The 18,751-nt window shown below is 64.0% G+C and carries 23 protein-coding genes; 15 read left to right on the top strand and 8 right to left on the bottom strand.

The window, feature by feature from the left end; translation table 11 throughout:
• Window positions 1–28: 28 nt before the first annotated feature.
• The 4 genes from hutI to hutU are packed head-to-tail and all read left to right on the top strand — an operon-like array spanning window position 29 to window position 5,233.
• On the top strand, window positions 29–1,237 hold the full coding sequence (hutI, locus tag O4H31_RS06580) for an imidazolonepropionase (protein WP_269343964.1): 1,209 nt from the start codon (window positions 29–31) through the stop codon (window positions 1,235–1,237).
• The gene (gene hutH, locus O4H31_RS06575; RefSeq protein ID WP_269343962.1) at window positions 1,234–2,772 is read left to right on the top strand and encodes a histidine ammonia-lyase; all 1,539 of its coding nucleotides are present in this window, start codon (window positions 1,234–1,236) and stop codon (window positions 2,770–2,772) included. The genes hutI and hutH overlap by 4 nt, the downstream gene beginning before the upstream one ends.
• Entirely contained in the window at window positions 2,769–3,569 is an 801-nt protein-coding gene (gene hutG / locus O4H31_RS06570; RefSeq protein ID WP_269343959.1) for an N-formylglutamate deformylase, read from the top strand. Before hutH ends, hutG begins: the two co-directional genes overlap by 4 nt.
• Window positions 3,566–5,233, top strand: coding sequence for a urocanate hydratase (gene hutU, locus O4H31_RS06565; protein WP_269343956.1), 1,668 nt, complete (start codon window positions 3,566–3,568; stop codon window positions 5,231–5,233). The genes hutG and hutU overlap by 4 nt, the downstream gene beginning before the upstream one ends.
• Window positions 5,234–5,267: 34 nt before the next feature.
• On the opposite strand, the gene O4H31_RS06560 is transcribed toward hutU, so the two are convergent.
• Window positions 5,268–5,957 carry a UTRA domain-containing protein gene (locus O4H31_RS06560; protein ID WP_269343954.1) on the bottom strand — a complete coding sequence of 230 codons (690 nt, stop codon included), beginning with the start codon at window positions 5,955–5,957 and terminating at the stop codon, window positions 5,268–5,270.
• Window positions 5,958–6,141: 184 nt separating this feature from the next.
• Here O4H31_RS06560 and O4H31_RS06555 point away from each other — a divergent pair, with 184 nt between their 5' ends.
• On the top strand, window positions 6,142–6,663 hold the full coding sequence (locus O4H31_RS06555) for a cell wall hydrolase (protein WP_269343952.1): 522 nt from the start codon (window positions 6,142–6,144) through the stop codon (window positions 6,661–6,663).
• 3 nt (window positions 6,664–6,666) lie between these two features.
• On the opposite strand, the gene O4H31_RS06550 is transcribed toward O4H31_RS06555, so the two are convergent.
• From O4H31_RS06550 to O4H31_RS06525, 6 genes are all read right to left on the bottom strand, one after another.
• Window positions 6,667–7,095: a YqaA family protein gene (locus tag O4H31_RS06550; protein WP_269344144.1), complete on the bottom strand. Its 429-nt coding sequence runs from the start codon at window positions 7,093–7,095 to the stop codon at window positions 6,667–6,669.
• Window positions 7,096–7,221: 126 nt separating this feature from the next.
• Window positions 7,222–7,386, bottom strand: coding sequence for a hemin uptake protein HemP (locus O4H31_RS06545; RefSeq protein ID WP_082849466.1), 165 nt, complete (start codon window positions 7,384–7,386; stop codon window positions 7,222–7,224).
• Between the two features lie 5 nt (window positions 7,387–7,391).
• Window positions 7,392–7,568: a hypothetical protein gene (locus O4H31_RS06540; RefSeq protein WP_269343947.1), complete on the bottom strand. Its 177-nt coding sequence runs from the start codon at window positions 7,566–7,568 to the stop codon at window positions 7,392–7,394.
• 164 nt (window positions 7,569–7,732) lie between these two features.
• A complete protein-coding gene (locus tag O4H31_RS06535) occupies window positions 7,733–8,050 on the bottom strand; it encodes an antibiotic biosynthesis monooxygenase family protein (protein WP_269343946.1) in 318 nt (105 codons plus the stop codon).
• An 11-nt stretch (window positions 8,051–8,061) separates the two neighbouring features.
• Window positions 8,062–8,823 carry a ChaN family lipoprotein gene (locus tag O4H31_RS06530; RefSeq protein ID WP_269343944.1) on the bottom strand — a complete coding sequence of 254 codons (762 nt, stop codon included), beginning with the start codon at window positions 8,821–8,823 and terminating at the stop codon, window positions 8,062–8,064.
• A complete protein-coding gene (locus O4H31_RS06525; RefSeq protein WP_067623293.1) occupies window positions 8,820–9,074 on the bottom strand; it encodes a hypothetical protein in 255 nt (84 codons plus the stop codon). The genes O4H31_RS06530 and O4H31_RS06525 overlap by 4 nt, the downstream gene beginning before the upstream one ends.
• Before the next feature lie 434 nt (window positions 9,075–9,508).
• Here O4H31_RS06525 and phnC point away from each other — a divergent pair, with 434 nt between their 5' ends.
• From phnC to O4H31_RS06500, 5 genes are all read left to right on the top strand, one after another.
• A complete protein-coding gene (gene phnC, locus O4H31_RS06520) occupies window positions 9,509–10,303 on the top strand; it encodes a phosphonate ABC transporter ATP-binding protein (RefSeq protein WP_067623287.1) in 795 nt (264 codons plus the stop codon).
• A 45-nt stretch (window positions 10,304–10,348) separates the two neighbouring features.
• Complete coding sequence (phnD, locus tag O4H31_RS06515) at window positions 10,349–11,257, top strand: phosphonate ABC transporter substrate-binding protein (protein ID WP_269343940.1); 909 nt, start codon at window positions 10,349–10,351, stop codon at window positions 11,255–11,257.
• A gap of 73 nt (window positions 11,258–11,330) precedes the next feature.
• On the top strand, window positions 11,331–12,209 hold the full coding sequence (gene phnE, locus O4H31_RS06510; protein ID WP_269343939.1) for a phosphonate ABC transporter, permease protein PhnE: 879 nt from the start codon (window positions 11,331–11,333) through the stop codon (window positions 12,207–12,209).
• Between the two features lie 65 nt (window positions 12,210–12,274).
• Complete coding sequence (gene phnE, locus O4H31_RS06505) at window positions 12,275–13,510, top strand: phosphonate ABC transporter, permease protein PhnE (RefSeq protein ID WP_269344142.1); 1,236 nt, start codon at window positions 12,275–12,277, stop codon at window positions 13,508–13,510.
• On the top strand, window positions 13,510–14,124 hold the full coding sequence (locus O4H31_RS06500) for a chloramphenicol acetyltransferase (RefSeq protein ID WP_269343937.1): 615 nt from the start codon (window positions 13,510–13,512) through the stop codon (window positions 14,122–14,124). The genes phnE (O4H31_RS06505) and O4H31_RS06500 overlap by 1 nt, the downstream gene beginning before the upstream one ends.
• On the opposite strand, the gene phnF is transcribed toward O4H31_RS06500, so the two are convergent.
• Window positions 14,121–14,834 (bottom strand): phosphonate metabolism transcriptional regulator PhnF, encoded by a 714-nt coding sequence (gene phnF, locus O4H31_RS06495; protein ID WP_269343935.1) that lies wholly within the window; start codon window positions 14,832–14,834, stop codon window positions 14,121–14,123. The two genes, O4H31_RS06500 and phnF, sit on opposite strands and share 4 nt — an antisense overlap.
• Before the next feature lie 101 nt (window positions 14,835–14,935).
• Here phnF and phnG point away from each other — a divergent pair, with 101 nt between their 5' ends.
• Genes phnG through phnK form a run of 5 tightly spaced genes read left to right on the top strand, consistent with a single transcriptional unit; the run spans window position 14,936 to window position 18,741 of the window.
• Window positions 14,936–15,394, top strand: coding sequence for a phosphonate C-P lyase system protein PhnG (gene phnG, locus O4H31_RS06490; RefSeq protein ID WP_269343933.1), 459 nt, complete (start codon window positions 14,936–14,938; stop codon window positions 15,392–15,394).
• Complete coding sequence (gene phnH / locus O4H31_RS06485; RefSeq protein WP_269343931.1) at window positions 15,394–15,954, top strand: phosphonate C-P lyase system protein PhnH; 561 nt, start codon at window positions 15,394–15,396, stop codon at window positions 15,952–15,954. The genes phnG and phnH overlap by 1 nt, the downstream gene beginning before the upstream one ends.
• Window positions 15,954–17,057 carry a carbon-phosphorus lyase complex subunit PhnI gene (locus O4H31_RS06480; protein ID WP_269343929.1) on the top strand — a complete coding sequence of 368 codons (1,104 nt, stop codon included), beginning with the start codon at window positions 15,954–15,956 and terminating at the stop codon, window positions 17,055–17,057. Before phnH ends, O4H31_RS06480 begins: the two co-directional genes overlap by 1 nt.
• A gap of 47 nt (window positions 17,058–17,104) precedes the next feature.
• Window positions 17,105–17,974 (top strand): alpha-D-ribose 1-methylphosphonate 5-phosphate C-P-lyase PhnJ, encoded by an 870-nt coding sequence (locus tag O4H31_RS06475; protein WP_269344140.1) that lies wholly within the window; start codon window positions 17,105–17,107, stop codon window positions 17,972–17,974.
• Window positions 17,971–18,741 carry a phosphonate C-P lyase system protein PhnK gene (gene phnK / locus O4H31_RS06470; protein WP_007117460.1) on the top strand — a complete coding sequence of 257 codons (771 nt, stop codon included), beginning with the start codon at window positions 17,971–17,973 and terminating at the stop codon, window positions 18,739–18,741. Before O4H31_RS06475 ends, phnK begins: the two co-directional genes overlap by 4 nt.
• Window positions 18,742–18,751 lie beyond the last annotated feature (10 nt).

Raw genomic sequence — 18,751 nt, 5'->3', positions numbered from 1 at the left:
AGTGAAACCTCAGAAGGGGGCGAGAGAGATGACAGAGCATGACCGTGTCCTGATCGACCTCACCGCCGCGACCTTGGACGGCGCGGAACCCTATGGAATGATTGAGAATGCAGCGATTGCGATTACTGGCAGCCAGATCGCATGGGTCGGCCCGTGCGCTGACCTGCCACGCGCCTACCGCGATCAACCGACAGAATCACTCGGCCACCGCCTCGTCACCCCCGGTCTGATCGACTGCCACACCCATATCGTCCACGGCGGCGACCGCGCGCGCGAGTTCGAAATGCGCCTTGAAGGGGCCAGCTACGAAGAAGTCGCCCGCGCCGGGGGCGGCATCGTCTCAACCGTCACCGCCACCCGCGCCGCCAGTGAAGCCAAACTGCTGGCAGAAGCCCTGCGCCGCGTCGATGTGTTGATCGCCGAAGGCGTCACGGGGATCGAGATCAAATCTGGCTATGGTCTGGATATCGAAACCGAGCTGCGCATGCTCCGCAGCGCCCGCGCCGTGGGCCAGCAGCGCCCGATCCGAGTGCGGACGACCTTCCTCGGCGCCCATGCCACGCCTGCCGAATACGCAGGCCGTGACGACGCCTATATCGATGAGGTCTGCATCCCCGCCCTGCGCGCCGCCCATGCCGAAGGGCTGGTCGATGCGGTCGATGGGTTCTGTGAGGGCATTGCCTTTCAGCCCGCCCAGATCGCGCGGGTCTTTGACGTGGCGCAGGAACTGGGCCTGCCCGTCAAACTCCATGCCGAGCAGCTGTCAAACCTCGGCGGCGCAAAACTCGCGGCCTCCTATGGCGCGCTCTCGGCGGATCATATCGAATACCTTGACGAAGACGGCGTGAAAGCGATGGCTGAGGTGGGCACCGTCGCGGTCATCCTGCCCGGTGCTTTCTACACTTTACGCGAAACCCAAGCGCCCCCGATTGACCTGCTGCGCAAACACAGAGTGCCGATGGCGCTGGCGACGGATATCAACCCCGGGTCGTCGCCGCTGAACTCCCTGCTGCTGACGCTCAACATGGGCTGCACCCTGTTCCGCATGACGCCCGAAGAGGCGCTGCGCGGTGCCACGCAACATGCCGCCCGCGCGCTTGGGCTGGACGGCTGCGGCATGATCCGCCCCGGCCTGCGCGCCGACCTCGCCGTTTGGGATATCAAACACCCTGCCGAGCTTGCCTATCGCATCGGCTTCAACCCGCTTCACTCTCGCATTTTCGGAGGCCAATCGTGACCACCCTGACCCTCACCCCCGGCGCGGCCACCTTGGACGATCTGGCCCGCATCTACCGCGAAGAGGCATCGGTGAGGCTCGACCCCGCCTGCTGCCCGGCGATTGAACTGGCCCATGCGCGCATTGCCAAAGCGGTGGCGGGCGAGGATGCCGTCTACGGCGTGAACACCGGTTTCGGCAAGCTCGCCTCGGTCAAGATCGCCTCGGAAGACACGGCCACCCTGCAACGCAACCTGATCCTGTCGCATTGCTGCGGCGTCGGCCCGGCGATCCCGCGCGGCCATGCGCGGCTCCTGATGGCGCTCAAACTGCTGAGCCTTGGGCGCGGTGCCTCGGGCGTGCGGCTTGAGGTCGTTGACCTGATCGAAGCCATGCTGGACTGTGGCGTGACCCCGGTGATCCCCGCGCAAGGCTCGGTCGGCGCGTCGGGCGATCTGGCCCCCTTGGCCCATATGGCCGCCGTGATGATGGGCCACGGCGAGGCAGAGTTTGAAGGCCGCATCATGCCCGGCGGCGCGGCACTGACCGCCGCGGGTCTCACCCCCCTAGAATTCGGCCCGAAGGAAGGGCTGGCGCTGATCAATGGCACGCAATTTTCGACCGCCTTCGCGCTGGCGGGGTTGTTCGACGCATGGCGGGCGGCAAATTCAGCGCTGGTGATCTCGGCCCTGTCGACCGATGCCATCATGGGCTCCACCGCGCCGCTGCAGCCGGAAATCCATGCCCTACGCGGACATCGCGGCCAGATCGAGGCGGGCGAGACCATGCGCGCCCTTCTCGACGGCTCGGAAATCCGCGAAAGCCATGTGGCGAATGATGCCCGCGTCCAAGACCCTTACTGCATCCGCTGCCAGCCGCAGGTGACCGGAGCCGCGATGGACGTGCTGCGCATGGCCGCCCGCACGCTTGAGGTCGAAGCCAATGCCGCCACCGACAACCCGCTGGTGCTGGTCGGCGCAGACCTGATTGTTTCAGGCGGGAATTTCCATGCCGAACCGGTGGGCTTTGCCGCCGATATGATCGCGCTGGCCGTGGCCGAGATCGGCGCCATCGCGCAGCGCCGCGTGGCGCTGATCGTCGACCCGGTGCTCAGCTTCAACCTGCCGCCCTTCCTGACGCCAAACCCCGGCCTCAACAGCGGCTATATGATCGCCGAGGTCACCACCGCCGCGCTGATGAGCGAGAACAAACACCTCGCCAATCCTTGCGTCACCGACAGCACGCCGACCTCGGCCAACCAAGAGGACCACGTCAGTATGGCCGCCCATGGCGCGCGGCGGTTGGGGCAGATGATCGAGAACCTCAACCATATCTTGGGGGTCGAGCTGCTCTGCGCGGCACAAGGCATCGACTTCCGCGCGCCGCTGGCCACCAGCGAGACGTTGCAGCGCGTGGTGACACGGGTGCGCAAGGATGTCGCGACGCTGGACGAGGACCGCTACCTCGCCCCCGATCTGGAACGCGCGGCACAGATGGTGGCGCAAGGCGAGATCACCCGCGCCGCCGCCATCGAAATGCCGGAGCTTTCCACATGACTCCGGTAGAGATCATCCGCGGCAACAGCCCCATCGTGCTTGGCCTGCCCCATACCGGCTCCGATCTGCCCGACACAGTGCGCCGCGATCTGAACCCGCTTGGGCGCGAACTGGCGGATACCGATTGGCATATCCATCACCTTTACGAAGGGCTGTTGCCCGGGGTGACCACGGTGCGCGCGAAATTCCACCGCTATGTGATCGACGCCAATCGCGATCCGTCGGGCGCATCGCTCTACCCCGGCCAAAACACCACCGGGCTGGTGCCGCTGACGGATTTCGACGGGCAAGACATTTGGACCACCCCGCCCGACGCAGCCGAAGTTGAGGCCCGCCGCCGAGCATTCCACGCCCCCTATCATGCGGCGCTTGAGGCGGAACTGGCCCGCGTCCGCGACCTGCATGGGGTCGCAATCCTCTATGACTGCCACTCAATCCGCTCGCTGATCCCGTTCCTCTTTGACGGCCCGCTGCCCGACTTCAACATCGGGACGAACCTCGGCACCACATGCGCGCCCGAAATCGAAGCGGCTGTTGAAGAGATCTGCGCCGCAGCACCCGGCTACACTTCCGTCAGCAACGGACGCTTCAAAGGCGGCTGGACCACGCGGCACTATGGCCGCCCCGCCGAAGGGATCCACGCGATCCAGATGGAACTGGCGCAGAGCACCTACCTCAGCGCCGAGGCGCCGCCTTGGCCCTATGACCCCGACAAAGCCGCGCGGCTGCGCGGGCACCTGACCGACATCCTGACAACTCTGGCCGCCCTGGCCCCGACCCTGAAAGGCACAGCATGAGCAATCCGCGCAAGAACACCCGTGACGTCTATCCCGCGACAGGCACCGAGCTTTCGGCGAAAAGCTGGCTCACCGAAGCGCCCCTGCGGATGCTGATGAACAACCTGCACCCCGACGTGGCCGAGAACCCGCATGAGCTGGTCGTCTACGGCGGCATCGGACGCGCGGCGCGGACGTGGAAGGACTATGACCAGATCGTCGCCTCGCTACGCGCGCTGGAGGACGACCAAACGCTGCTCGTGCAATCGGGCAAACCCGTGGGCGTCTTCCAAACCCATAAAGACGCGCCCCGCGTGTTGATCGCCAACTCCAACCTCGTGCCCCATTGGGCCAATTGGGATCACTTCAACGAGCTCGATAAAAAGGGTCTGGCGATGTACGGCCAGATGACGGCTGGATCGTGGATCTACATCGGCAGCCAAGGCATCGTGCAGGGCACCTATGAGACCTTCGTGGAGGCGGGCCGCCAGCATTATGGCGGCGACCTCAAAGGCAAATGGATCCTCACCGGGGGGCTTGGCGGCATGGGCGGTGCGCAGCCCTTGGCGGCTGTCATGGCCGGGGCCTGCTGTTTGGCGGTGGAGTGCAATCCCGACAGCATCGATTTCCGCCTGCGCACCCGCTACGTCGACGAAAAGACCGACAGCCTTGATGAAGCGCTGGCGATGATCGACCGCTGGACCGCAGCGGGAGAGGCGAAATCCGTGGCCCTCCTGGGCAATGCCGCCGATGTCTTTCCCGAACTGGTGAAACGCGGAGTCCGCCCCGATATCGTGACCGACCAGACCTCGGCCCACGACCCGGTAAACGGCTATCTGCCGCAGGTTTGGACGATGGGAGAGTGGCGCGAAAAACGCGAGAGCGACCCGAAGGCAGTTGAAAAAGCCGCCCGCGCCTCGATGAAGGTGCAGGTCAAGGCGATGGTCGATTTCCATGCCGCTGGCATCCCCACGGTCGACTACGGCAACAACATCCGCCAGATGGCGCTGGAGGAAGGGTTGGAGAACGCTTTTAATTTCCCCGGCTTCGTCCCCACCTACATTCGCCCGTTGTTCTGTCGCGGTGTGGGGCCGTTCCGCTGGGCGGCACTCTCGGGCGATCCAGAGGATATCTACAAGACCGACGCCAAGGTGAAGGAAATCCTGTCCGAAGACACCCATCTGCACAACTGGCTCGACATGGCCCGCGAACGTATCTCCTTCCAAGGTCTGCCCGCACGGATCTGCTGGGTGGGTCTTGGCGTGCGCCACCGCCTCGGCCTTGCCTTCAATGAAATGGTCCGCACAGGCGAGCTGAGCGCGCCGGTCGTGATTGGCCGCGATCACCTCGACAGCGGCTCCGTCGCCTCGCCCAACCGAGAGACGGAGGCGATGAAAGACGGCTCTGACGCCGTGTCTGATTGGCCGCTGCTGAACGCGCTTTTGAACACTGCCTCGGGGGCCACTTGGGTGTCGCTGCACCACGGCGGCGGGGTCGGCATGGGCTTTTCGCAACACTCCGGCATGGTGATCTGTTGTGACGGGTCCGAAGACGCCGACCGCCGTATCGAACGGGTGCTGTGGAACGATCCGGCGACGGGCGTGATGCGCCATGCGGATGCGGGCTATGACGAGGCGCTTGATTGCGCCCGCGCACATGGGCTGGACCTGCCGGGCATCCTTTGAACCCCACGCGCCGCCGCCTTAGCGTGGCGGCGCATCAATAGCGGGTCGTCAGTCGGTGACCGGGGCGATGGGACAGGCGCACATAGGTCACCGCCTGCCCCTCCCACCATGTCGACCGCTCGACCGTGAAAACCGGATCGCCCAAGGCGCAGCCGAGATACTCGCTCAGCCGCTGATCGGCGAGGCCCGCCGAAAGGCTAATCTCTACATCCGAAAAGGGTATCGCCGAGATCAGCCATTCGTTTGGCCCCACGTCCGCAAACGCCTCCCCCCGTGCCTGAGGCAGACAGGCGAGGTTAATAAAACGATCCTCATATTGATAGGGATCGCCATCGGCGTAATGCATGCAGACCAGATGCAGCACCTCACCACCCGCGCCCAGTTTCAGCCGCGCGCGCAGCCAGTCCGGCGCAGGCTCAACCGCGTGGCTAACCAGCGAATAGCGATAATCAGCGCCCTTTTCTTCGATCTCTGCCCGGACCAGCGGAATGTCGAAGCGCGCCTGCCGCACCGGGGCCATCCGCACCCGCGTCCCGGCCTTGCGGCGGCGTTCGATAAACCCCTCGTCGGCCAATTCGCGCATGGCGCGGTTGACCGTCGCGCGGGCGCAGCCATAGGTCTCGGCCAGATCAACCTCATTGGGCACAAGGCTGCCCAGAGGCCATTCGCCCTTAGTGATCTTTGACAGGATGTCGGTTTTCACATCCCGGTAGGTGACTTTCATAAGAACGGCCCTGCTGGGTTCATGACTGTTTTATCAAGCATTACACTAGATCAATCGTCAGCCCAAGCGCCCCCGCGCGCCCCGCCCGGAGAGAAACCGCCTGAGCCCGGGCGCGGGTCTTGCCTCGCCCCGCGTTTGCTGGAAAATTACGCGCCACCTGCCCCCTCACCCAGAAAGGCCGCCCATGCGCGTTCAGCCCCCGAAAATCCGCACCGCCGCTTTGATGCTGGGCCTTGGCCTGCTCGCCGCTTGTGGCGGTAAGCAGACCGAAGTGGTCGCGGTCCCGGTGGATGAGGTGGAGTGTATGGCGCGGGCGATGTATTTCGAATCCAACCGCTCCAGCCGCGACGGGATGGTCGCCGTGGGCACGGTCGTGCTGAACCGCGTCCATTCCGAAGCCTTCCCCGATACGGTCTGCGACGTGGTCGGCCAGCGCAATCAGTTCGCACCGGGCGTGATGACGAAACCGATGAGCGACCGCGGGGCCCCATTGGCCCGCGCCACGGCGCTGGCGGTGCTTCAGGGCGAGCGGCACCCCAAGGTCACCCGCGCGAAATTCTTCCACGCCGCGTGGTACAATGCCAATTACAACAACATGCATTACGTGGTGACCGCAGGCGGCAATGCCTTTTACGAAAAGCGCCGTCCGGCCCTTGTGACTACGCCCAACCCGTTGCCGCCGCTCGAAGGGATCACCCCCCTCTGAGCGTCACAGAACCCCGCGCGCGAGCAGGATCAGCACCAAATAGCGCCCGCCTTTGGCAAGGGTGACGATCAGCGAAAAGCGCCAGAGCGGTTCGCGCATCATGCCCGCGGCCAAGGTCAGCGGATCGCCGATGATCGGCACCCAACTGGCCAGCAGGCTCCAATAGCCCCAGCGTTGATACCAGCCAGAGGCCCGCGCCATCTGCCGCGCCGAGAAAGGAAACCAGCGGTGATCGGCAAAATGGCTGAGGTAGCGCCCGAGCAGCCAGTTCAACACCGAGCCCAGCACATTCCCCAGCGTCGCCACCAGCCACAACAGCACCGTGGCATGGGCACCCGACCACATCAGCCCCAAAAGCACCGCTTCGGATTGCGCGGGGATCAGCGTCGCCGCCAGCAGTGCCGCGAAGAACAGGCTCAGCAGGGCCAGCATGTCAGCGGCGAAGGACGGGAAAGGCGAAAAGGCCGGGCATGTCGCGTCAGTAAAGTCGCCGTGGCGCGAGGGCAAGCCGCAGCCGCGCCTTAGGCGTTCCGCGCCGCACTTGGCCAGCCGCGCGGCCTACTTCGTCAGGATCAATTTCCCTGCCCGCGTGATGCGCAGCGTATAGGTTTGGCCGTCCAGCACGATATTGGCCGTCGAGCCATTGGGCACCAAGGCACGCGCATCATGCACGGCGTCTTCAACCGGTTGGCCTGCGGGCGAGGGATCAGGCAGCTTTTGCATCAGGCTCATCCTGCGTCCCCCATCTGGCGGGCGCGTTGCAGATCAATGAGGTGCTCAAGGCCGAAGCCGTCGCAGGGCGCGGTATCGGTGCTGCCAAGCGCGATATCGCGCCAGCTGTTGTTGGATTGAGTCTGTAGCCGGGCATGGGCCATTGGCTCGGGCGTGGTCACGGGTGTCCTCACGGGGGCGGGCTCCTTTCCATTGACATCCGGGCTTCCGACGCGCGGTGGCTTGGACAGTTTCGGCGTAAAGTCGTTCATACCCCGGCCAAAAATACCGGGCTCCTATAACGGCTACTTAATCCGATTATTTTAGTCAAGTATAGAAAGGCCCAGCCTGCCCCGCGTCAGGCCGCTTCGATTTGCTGAATGGCCTGAAAGCCCTCGAACCGTGGCGCGCCTTCGTGCAGCTTGCGGGTTTGCCCCGCCCGCGCATGCGCCGCGCGAAAGGCATCGCTGGTGGTCCATGCCCGAAAATGCGCTTCGCTTTCCCAAATGGTGTGCGAGGCATAGAGGATCGCCCCCTCCTCCTCTGGCCCTTTGAGCATGTGGAAGGACACAAACCCCTCCGTCTCTTTCAGATGACTTTCGCGGTTCAGCCAAAGCTCTTCGAATGCGGCGGCATTCTCGGGCAGTACGGTGAAACGGTTCATGGCAAGATACATGGGCGGGTCCTTTAATTCTTGGTCAGGGCATTACAGGGATCTTCGCGCTTGGCGCGCGGGATCAGGCGGGTCTCATCAAAAGGCATCTCTGTCTGTGTCTCGACAAAGCCGATAGCATGGGTCGTGATCTCGGGCGCCGCTTGCGCGATCAGCGCGGGAATGCCCCAATCGGTGCGGGCATGGCCGTTGCCGGTGATCACGGCCACGGGCGGGCCGTAGGTCTCGAGCGCTTCAAGCGCCGCGCGCGCGAATGTGGCGTCGCGGTAGCGTTGCACGGCGACCATGCCGCCCATCATGTCGCGCGGCATGGCCCGGCAATGGGCAGCGAACTGCACCTCGATCCGGGCCGCCTGCTGATCGTCGGGCAGCGGTTGATCAAGGCCAAAGCGCGCCGCCTCTGGCCCGAAAAGCGCGGCTGCACCCTCCAGATACACGCTGCGCACCGCATCGCGGGGGGCGGCGGCACCGATGATCCGCGCCTCGCCCAAAGCATCGAAGATCGGTGCGTAGATGTCGAAATCCTGCCAACCGCTTGCCGTCCAAGCCTGCGCGATCTGGCTGCGATCGGCATCGGCTTTTGCCCCCTGCGCGGCAGTGAGCATCTCGAACACCACGGCAGTGGGGCGCAGCGTCTCCAGCGCGGCGGCCTGTTCGAGATGGGCATGGGGGTTGTCATGTACCTCCCCCAAGATCACGATCTCGGCGAAGGTGTCGGCGCCCGCAGGCAGCGCGAGCCAGAGCAGCAAAGCGGCGCTGCGGGTCTTACCGCTCACGATTTGCGCTCATCCGCGTCGGTTTTCACTTCGGGATCGTTATAGTCGTTGGGGTCAAAATCGTCGGGGTCGAAGGGGTCTTCGTCTTCGGCGATGCCGCTGACATGGGTGGTGCCGCTTTCCTCATCGAAAACCAGCCCATAGTTCGCCTTGCCCTCGCTTTTGTAGCGCCGGAATTCGTGGATGCCTGCGTAGACAAAAACCAATGTGATCGGCAACAGAATCAAAAATGCGATAATTTGGGCGTCCATAAACGCGCTCCTTTAGATGCTTGTCGGGGGCCTGTATCACCGAAGGGGGCGCGGCGGGGTGGCACTGCGCGACCGGTGATCTGGCCAAAGATATTACGGTCCGCCGCGCGAGGCTGCGCGGTCTGACCCGATGCGGCCCTATCCGAACCGCCCTGTAAGAGAAAGCATTAATCCGGGGGCTTTGTTCCGCAAGCTCTATTTGACTGGCCCTTATTTTATTGAGGTTGGCTGGCCCTCGCGCTGCACATTCCCTAGCCTGCGCGGTGCCCCGCGCGGGGGCAGCCGCGCCACCCAACCGCCTATAAAACAAGCACAAACGCCCACACTTGGGCAGCCGTTCCTGAAAAAACCGCGCGTTACAAAAGCTTCGTCAAACTTAAACATTCGTGACATTCACCGCTGCGATAGCTCGCCCCGCAAACCCCGGGGGACTTATGCTCGTCATTTCTGAACTGACCAAAACATTCGGCGCAAACACAGCGGTAGCCCGCGCCAATCTGCAGGTCGACAAGCCGCAGATGATCGGAATCATTGGCCGTTCCGGCGCGGGGAAATCCACGCTGCTGCGGATGTTGAACCGGCTGACCGATTCCTCTTCGGGGCAGATCCTGTTCCAAGGGCGCGATGTGACTGCTCTGCGCGGCGCGGCCCGGCGCGGCTGGCAGGCAGAATGCGCGATGATCTTTCAGCAGTTCAACCTCGTCCCACGGATGGATGTGGTGTCGAACGTGCTGCACGGCACGCTCAATCGCCGCTCGACGTTGAGCAGCATCTTCAACCTCTACCCCGATGCTGACATCACCCGCGCCATCGAAATCCTCGACCGGCTGGGAATTGCGCAGCACGCGCCCAAACGGGCCGAGGCGCTTTCCGGCGGGCAGCAACAGCGCGTCGCCATCGCCCGCGCCCTAATGCAAGACCCGCAGATCATTCTGGCCGATGAACCCATCGCCAGCCTCGACCCGATGAACGCGCAGGTGGTGATGCAATCGCTGCGCCGCATCCACGAGGAAGACGGCCGCATGGTCATCGCCAACCTTCACACGCTGGATACCGCGCGCCGCTACTGCGACCGCGTGGTGGGGATGCGCGACGGCAAGATCGTCTTTGACGGCACGCCCGAGCAACTGACCACCAGCATGGCCCGAGAAATCTACGGTGCAGACAGCAGCTTTTCCGAAGCCGCCACCTCAACCGAGATCGAAACGCTGGACAAGGTGCCAGCCTGACACGACCCGCCCCAAGGGGCATATTTTCAAACTGGAGACGACAAAATGAAGAAGCTCATCGCCGCCGCATTGGCAACCACGGCCCTGACCGGCGCTGCACTGGCTCAATCCGCAGATGTCACCGAATTTCGGATCGGCATCCTCGGCGGGGAAAACGCGCAGGACCGGATGAACTCCTACGAATGTCTGCGCAGCTACACCGAAGAACGCCTTGGCGTTCCGGCCAAGCTCTTTGCCCCTGCCGACTATAACGGCGTGATCCAAGGTCTGCTGGGCGGCACGCTCGACATGGCGTGGCTGGGTGCCTCGGCCTATGCCGCCGTTTACCTGCAAGACCCCGAAGCGGTTGAGCCGGTGCTGGTCAAGATCAACCTCGATGGCTCCTATGGCTACCACTCCATCGGCTTCGCGCGCAAAGATGCGGGCATCAACACGCTGGAAGACATGCAGGGCAAGGTCTTTGGCTTTGGCGATCCGAACTCCACCTCCGGCTACCTGATCCCTTCCATCGAAATCCCCCAGACGACCGGTGCCACCATGGAATCCGGCGACTACTTCGGTGAAGTGAAATTCACCGGCGGTCATGAGCAGACCATCGTCGCGGTCAACAACGGTGATGTGGCGGGCGGCGTGACATGGGCCGACGGTCAGGGCAACTGGGAAGACGGCTATAACTCCGGCGCGCTGCGCAAAGCCGTGGACGCGGGCCTTGTCGACATGAACGATCTGGTGGAAATCTGGCGCTCCAAGCCGATCCCCGAAGGCCCGGTCGTGCTGCGCAAAGACCTGCCTGAAGAGGTCAAAGCGACCATGACCCAACTGGTGGATGAGCTGCACGAGATGGACGCCGACTGCGCCTATGGCGTGGCTGCGGGCGAGAGCCTTGGCTTCGATCCGATTGCCCATGACGCCTATGTCTCGATCGTGGAAGCGCGCAAGGCGAAATCCAACTAATCCTAAGGGACAAAAGACATCTGGCAGGTCCCGGCAACGATTGTCGGGGCCTGTCGTCATAAGGGGACGACAGATGCACCAGACCACCACCGCGCCTGACATCACGGCGGATTACCTTGCCCATACCCGACAGAAGCGGGTGATGAATATGATCCTGCTGGTCGTTTTCGTGGCCCTGCTGATCGGCGGTTTCGGCACCGCCAATGCCCGTAACGCGGGCGGGTTCTGGAACGGGCTGCCCAATGTCTTTGACTTCCCCGCCGATGTGCTGAGCGAGGCTTGGGAGCGCGCCCATCTGCTGCCCGGCTATTTCGTCAAATACCTCCCCTCTCTGATTGAGACCGTGAACATCGCCGGGGCTGCCACGCTAATCGGTGCGCTCTTTGCCTTCTTCGCCGCCCTGCTGGCCACCCGTGGCCTTGCCCCCGCCCCATGGCTCGTCGGCCCCCTGCGCCGTTTGTTGGACGTGCTGCGCGCTGTGCCTGAAATTGTCGTCGCCCTTGTGCTGATCTTCCTGCTCGGCGGTGGCCCGGTGCCTGCGATGATCGCCATCGCGCTGCATACCGTGGGCGCGCTTGGCAAACTTTTTTCCGAGGTGAACGAGAACGCCTCCCTCAAACCCGTCGACGGCCTTGCCTCTGTCGGGGCGGGCTGGCTGCAACGCATGGTGCTGGGCGTCGTGCCACAGGTCGCGCCCAACTACCTCTCCTACACGCTGCTGCGGTTCGAGGTGAACATCCGCGCCTCGGCCATCCTCGGCTTCGTCGGCGCAGGCGGCATCGGCTATGACCTGCGCAACACGATGTCTTGGGGCCAAGGCAAATTCGATGAGGCGGCGGCAATCTTTCTGCTGCTCTTCGGCACCATCATCATCGTCGACCAAGTCTCAAGCCATTTCCGCAACCGGCTGACCCATGGCCGCGCCTATAAGGACAAGGGAGCCATCCTGTGACCGACCTTACCGCTTCCACCCTCCCCGCTCAGCAGGTCGCCAGCCGCAGCTTCCGCCGCAAGCGGATGGCGAGCCTTGCCGCTCCGGTGCTGATCCTTGCCTACCTCACCTACGTCTTCTTTGCCTTCGACGTGGCCGGACTGGGCGATCGCATCAACGTGTCGAACATGAAGACGTTGGTCGCTGACAGTTACAGCTACAAAACCCATGTCGCCCGCGACAACCGCAATGGCGAGATGGAGATCGCCATCGAGGGCGAGCGCAAGGGCCGCTATGCCCCCGGCACCGCCCCCGATTGGGTCACCTTGGGCGAGACGACCCGCGTCGAGCTTGGCAACGGCCATACCGTCGAACTGGGGCCAGAGGTGCGCTATGACGTGCCGGGCTACGGGCTGATCACCGCCACACCGGGCCGCAGCGGCGTCAATGCCACCCTGCCTGACGGCCCCCTGCCCGAGTGGATCAACGCCTCGAAAAACCGCCTTGCGGTGACCACGGACGCGGGCCGCCTGACGATCACCCGCAACCGTGCCGAGGTCTTTCGCTATTTCAATGGGTGGGAGCTGTTCTTCTTCACGCTCGACAGCCCCTATCACGGCATGTCCCCGCTAGAGCTGCTGCGCAGCGGTGAATATGGCGCGATCTGGCAGGATTTCTGGTCCAACAAAATGTGGCGTCACGGCGATGTGGCTTGGGCGCTGGTTGAGACCGTTCTCATGGCCTTTCTCGGCACCTTTGGCGCGGCGATGATCGCCCTGCCGTTGGGCTTTCTGGCTGCCAAGAACTTCTCGCCCCTGGGCGGTCTGCGCTTCGCGGCACGGCGGCTCTTCGATTTCCTGCGCGGTGTCGACGGGCTGATCTGGACCATCGTCCTGTCCCGTGCCTTTGGCCCCGGCCCGCTGACCGGCTCGCTGGCGATCCTGTTGACCGATACCGGCACCTTCGGCAAAATATTTTCTGAGGCGCTGGAGAATGTGGATGACAAACAGATTGAAGGCATCGCCTCCACCGGGGCAGCGCCGGTGCAGCGCTACCGCTTTGGCGTGATCCCCCAAATCACCCCGGTGCTGCTGAGCCAAGTGCTCTACTATCTGGAGTCCAACACCCGCTCTGCCACCATCATCGGCGCGATCACCGGCGGCGGCATCGGCCTGCTGCTGACCCAGGCCATCATCACTCAAAAGGATTGGGAGGAGGTGAGCTATTACATCGTGCTCATCATCCTGATGGTTATCGCGATGGACAGCTTCTCGGGCTGGCTGCGCCGCAAGTTGATCGCGGGCAATGAGGCGGGCCACTGATGGCGCGTCTCAAAGCCGACGCGCCCTTCCTTCACCCGGACTGTGAGGTCACTGACACGCAGTTCGGGCGCTATGTCGAGATCGGGCGCGCCACGCGCCTCGCCCACTCAGAGATAGGGGATTACTCATACTGCGACCGCTGGTGCGACATCGCCAACACCCAAGTCGGCAAGTTCAGCAATATCGCCGCCAGCGTGCGCATCGGGGCCACCGATCACCCGATGGAAAAGGCCAGCCTGCACCACTTCCACTACCGCGCCGGGGATTACTTTGACGGGGCCGAGGATGACGCCGATTGGTTCGCCCTGCGCCGCAGTCGCCGCACGGTAATCGGCCATGACACATGGCTGGGCCACGGCGCGCAGGTCCGACCCGAGGTGACCATCGGCCATGGCGCGGTGGTGGCGGGCGGGGCCATCGTCACCCGCGATGTGGCGCCCTATATGATCGTTGCTGGCATCCCCGCCAAACCGCTGCGCCGCCGCTTTTCCGAAAGCATCGCCGCGCGGATGGAGGAATTGGCGTGGTGGGATTGGCCCCATGAACGGCTGCACGCATCATTGAAGGACTTCCAAACCCTGCCCGCCGAAGCGTTTCTAGAAAAGTACAGCTAGTCGCCGGGGTTGAGCGTCAGCGTCACCCGGTCGCCCGCGAACCAGGTCACCCCGTATTCCACCGGCACGCCCTCGGGGTCGACGTTGATCCCGGCAGAGCGCAAGATCGGCGCGCCTTCGGACAGCCGCAGATGCAGCGCCTGCGTGGCATTCGCCAGCTTCGCCGTCAGCCGGGTCGAGGCGCGGGTGTAATCCGCCACCCCGCCTTGCGCCAAGGCCGTGGTGACCGAGCGGCTGGTCTCAAGCGCTTCCAACAGATCGGGAAACCGCGCGGCGGGGAAGATGCTGCGGAAAATCGCGATGGGCTGCTCATCGGCCAGCGACAGCCCTTCATAGACATGCACCAGCGCCTCGCCTTCCAGCCCAAGCTGCGCGGCCTCATGGGCCGAAGCGGCGCGCGTCTCCAAGGTCAAAACCTCCTTGGCTGGCACCCGCCCCGCCGCCGCGAGGTTTTGGTGAAAGCGCACCCGTTTGCCGATGGGATAATCCGTGGGCCGCTGCGCCACGAAGACGCCTGCGCCCCGGCGGCTGTAGGTCAGCCCGCTCTCGTTCATGTCACTGATCGCGCGGCGCACCGTATGGCGGTTGACCCCGAAGCGCGCGGCCAATTGCGCCTCGGTCGGGAGCCGGTCGCCGGGGGCGTATTTCCCCGTGGCGATGTCATGGGTCAGCGTGGCGGTGATGGTTTTCCAAATCGCAGTACGGGCCATGTCGCAGAAGTTTCACATATCCAAGCTTGCGCCAGCAGGAGGCCAACGGCTAATACTTGTCTAGTTGTATAGTAAATTAGACAAATGCACAAGGTGTCTAGATGACCGTTGAAACCAAAGAAAAGACCCACGATCGGCAGGCTTGGATGGGGCTGCTCGCACGGGCCGAGGCCCGCGATCTCGCCCGGCTTTGGGAGGGGTTCGGCCCCCTGCCCGCCCATGAGATGCTCCGCGCGCCCGAGATCGGCGGCGTCATGCTGCGGGGTCGGATGGGCGCTGTGGGCGATGCCTTCAACATGGGCGAAATGTCGGTCACGCGCTGTTCGGTGCGGCTGACGGATGGGCCAGACGGCCACGCCTATGTGCAGGGCCGCAGCCGCGACAAGGCCCTGCAAGCGGCCCTCGTCGATGCGCTGATGCACAGCGATGCGGCAGATGAGGTCCGCGCCAAACTGCTCGACCCGCTGGCCGAAATCGAAAGCCAGCGCCGCGCCAGCCGTGCCGCCAAGGCTGCGGCCACCAAGGTCGACTTTTTCACCATGGTCAGAGGAGAAGACTGATGCAGACCCTATCGTTGACAGGCGGGTTTCGCGACGCGCCCAAAGACGCCGCCTTTGCCTTTCGCGCGGTGATGAACGCCATGGCCAAACCGGGTGAGATCAACAGCGTGACCGGGGCCGAACCGCCTGCGGGTCTCTCCACCGCCGCCGGGGTCGTCCTGCTGACGCTCTGCGATCCCGAAACGCCGCTCTACCTCGCGCCCGGCTTCGACCGACCCGAAGTGCGCGACTGGATCACCTTCCACACCGGCGCACCCTTCGCCCCCGCAACTGCGGCGCAATTCGCCTTGGGCGCCTGGGACGACCTGCCGCGCGGCGACTTCCCCCTCGGGACCGCCGCCTACCCCGACCGCTCTGCCACGCTGATCGTCGAGGTGGATGATCTGCGCAGTGATGGCGCGACCCTCACCGGCCCCGGCATCAAAGACAGTGCCGCGCTGTCGCTGCCCGACCGCACGGCCTTCCAGCAAAACGCGGCGCTCTTTCCGCGTGGATTGGATTTCATTTTCACCTGCAGCGACCGTTTGGCGGCGCTGCCCCGAAGCACAAAGGTGTCCTGATGTATGTAGCGGTAAAAGGCGGCGAGCGGGCGATTGACAACGCCCACGCATGGCTTGCCGAAGAGCGGCGCGGTGACGCAAGCGTGCCGGAACTCAGCGTCGCGCAAATCCGCGAGCAGATGACGCTGGCGGTGAACCGGGTGATGGCCGAAGGCTCGCTCTACGACCCCGACCTCGCCGCGTTGGCGATCAAACAGGCCCGGGGCGATCTGATCGAAGCGGTGTTCCTGATCCGCGCCTATCGCACCACCCTGCCCCGGTTTGGCGCCTCGCGCCCGATGGACACTGGCACCATGGCCTGCGACCGCCGCGTCTCGGCCACCTTCAAGGATGCGCCGGGCGGGCAGGTCTTGGGGCCGACCTTCGACTACACGCACCGCCTCTTGGATTTCAAACTTGCCGCCGATGGTGAGGTGCCGCCCGCGCCCGAAGTGGCCGATGCCGAGCCGTCTAATGACACGCCGCACATCATGGAATTCCTCGACCGCGAAGGGCTGATGCAGCGCGACACAGACAGCAAGACCCCGCCGCGCGACCTAACGCGCGAGCCGCTGGAACTACCTGCCACCCGCGACCTGCGGCTGCAAGCGCTGACCCGCGGCGACGAGGGTTTCGTGCTTGGCATGGCCTACTCCACGCAGCGCGGCTATGCGCGCAACCACGCTTTCGTCGCGGAACTGCGCATTGGCAAAGTGGCGGTCGAGATGGACATCCCCGAACTGGGTTTCGCCATCGAGATCGGCGAGGTCGAGCTGACCGAATGCGAGACGGTGAACCAATTTGCCGGCTCCAAGACCGAGCCACCGCAGTTCACCCGCGGATACGGGCTGGTCTTCGGCATGTCCGAGCGGAAGGCGATCTCCATGGCGCTGGTGGACCGGGCATTGCGTTGGGAAGAGTTGGGCGAAGACAACCTCGGCGCGCCTGCGCAGGATGCGGAATTCGTGCTCTATCACGCCGACAACATCCAGGCGACGGGGTTTTTGGAGCATATCAAACTGCCCCATTACGTCGATTTCCAATCCGAACTGGAACTGATCCGCAAACTGCGCCGCGAGGCGACAGCCGCGGCCCAAGACGTAGCACGGGAGGCCGCGGAATGAGCCCCGCCATGACACAGAGTGACCAAGACAGGCATGAGGACCGGGGCATGAACGACTACAACTTTGCCTATCTGGATGAGCAGACCAAACGGATGATCCGCCGCGCGATCCTGAAAGGGTTGGCGATCCCCGGCTATCAGGTGCCCTTTGCCAGCCGCGAGATGCCGATGCCTTACGGCTGGGGCACGGGCGGGGTGCAGGTCTCCGCCGCCATGCTGACGCCCGAGGATACCTTCAAGGTGATCGACCAAGGGGCCGATGACACGACCAACGCCGTCTCGATCCGCCGCTTTTTTCAAAAGACCGCCGGGGTCGCCGTGACCGAAGCCACGACCGAGGCCAGCGTCATCCAAACCCGGCACCGCATCCCCGAAGCCGCGCTGCGCGAAGATCAGGTGCTGGTCTATCAGGTGCCGATCCCCGAACCGCTGCGTTTTCTTGAACCTTCGGAGGTCGAGACCCGCAAAATGCACGAGCTGGAGGAATATGGGCTGATGCATGTGAAACTCTACGAGGACATCGCCCAACACGGCGCGATTGCCACGGCCTATGCCTATCCGGTCAAGGTCGAGGGGCGCTATGTGATGGACCCTTCGCCGATCCCGAAATTCGACAATCCGAAACTGGAAATGGCCGCGATCCAACTCTTCGGCGCAGGGCGTGAGCAGCGGATCTATGCGCTGCCGCCCTATACGCAGGTCGTCTCGCTGGATTTCGAGGATTACCCCTTTGAGGCGAGCAAGGCCGACCATCCCTGCGGCCTCTGCGGGGCCGAAGACAGCTATCTGGATGAGTTGATCGTCGATGACGCAGGGGGGCGCTTGTTCATGTGCTCCGACACCGATTATTGCGCGGCCCGTCAGGCCGCCGGGCATCGCGGCGCGGATGCGGCCCCTGTGTTGGAGGGCATGGCATGACTCCTTTGCTGCAAGTTGAAAACATCGCGAAATTCTATGGCGCGCGGATCGGCTGCACTGATGTCAGCTTTGATCTCTACCCCGGTGAGGTGATGGGCATCGTCGGCGAGAGCGGCTCGGGCAAGTCGACGCTGCTGAACACGCTGGCGGGGCATCTGACGCCTGATCGCGGGGCGGTGCGTTTCGACACCCGCGCCGATGGGCTGCGCGACACGGTAACGATGAGCGAGCCGGAGCGCCGGATGCTATCGCGCACCGATTGGGCCTTTGTGCACCAACACGCGCGCGACGGGCTGCGCATGAACGTCAGCGCAGGCGGCAATGTGGGCGAGCGGCTGATGGCCGTGGGCGCACGGCACTACGGCGACATCCGCGCCAGCGCCACCGATTGGCTGGGCCGGGTGGAGATCAACGAAGACCGGATCGACGACCGGCCTTCGGCCTTCTCTGGCGGGATGCAGCAGCGCTTGCAGATTGCCCGCAACCTCGTGACCGGGCCACGATTGGTTTTCATGGACGAACCCACCGGCGGGCTGGACGTGAGCGTTCAGGCACGGCTGCTCGACCTGTTACGCGGGCTTGTGCGCGAGATGGGACTGAGCGCCATCATCGTGACCCATGATCTGGCGGTGGTGCGGCTGCTGGCGGATCGGCTGATGGTGATGAAAGACGGCCATGTGGTGGAAACCGGGCTGACGGATCAGGTGTTGGACGACCCGCAGCACGGCTATACGCAGCTTTTGGTCTCTAGCGTTCTACAGGTTTGACGGTGCAGGG

The sequence above is a fragment of the Sulfitobacter dubius genome (assembly GCF_027214245.1).
GTDB classification, from domain to species: domain Bacteria; phylum Pseudomonadota; class Alphaproteobacteria; order Rhodobacterales; family Rhodobacteraceae; genus Sulfitobacter; species Sulfitobacter dubius_A.
Note: the sequence above shows the minus strand (reverse complement) of the source record. Positions and strands in the feature narration are given on the sequence as shown.